General features: G+C 72.6%; 1 protein-coding gene. It reads right to left on the reverse strand.

The window, feature by feature from the left end; translation table 11 throughout:
* Nucleotides 1-253, reverse strand: a 253-nt coding sequence (locus C7C46_RS35760) for a TetR-like C-terminal domain-containing protein (RefSeq protein WP_181442704.1), incomplete at its 3' end; no start/stop codon positions are given.
* Between the last annotated feature and the right edge of the window lie 203 nt (nt 254-456).

Raw genomic sequence — 456 nt, forward strand, 5'->3', positions numbered from 1 at the left:
CGACCGCCTCGCGGCGCACCGCGATCAGCTTGTGCCACAGGCGGGCGGCGAACTCGTCGTCCTGCAGCGCCTCCACGGCCAGGGCGCGGTTGAGGTCGCCGGCCACGCCCCGGCCGGCCCGGGAGGGGGCGGTGAGCAGCGCGGGCAGGTCCCCGCGCAGGCTGCCGGTGTCGGGGTCGGGCAGCTGGGTGAAGGCAAAGCCGACCAGTGCGTCGAGCACCACCTCGCCCTTGCTTCGGTAGCGGCGGGACACGGGCTTCTTTGCCACCCCCCTGCGGGGCCCGATGCCCCCCATGCTCCGGCCGCGGTAGCCCTGCTCCTGGGGGAGCTCCAGCGCGGCGGGGCGGGTGGGTTCGTCGACGGCGGGGTCTCGGGGGGGGCCGGGCCTGCGGGTCAGGAGAACCCTTGGCAATAGGTCCGGCTCCGTTTGAAATTATCCTTCAATATATACTCAAC

This window comes from Streptomyces tateyamensis, assembly GCF_003205575.1.
Taxonomy (GTDB): Bacteria; Actinomycetota; Actinomycetes; order Streptomycetales; family Streptomycetaceae; genus Kitasatospora; species Kitasatospora tateyamensis.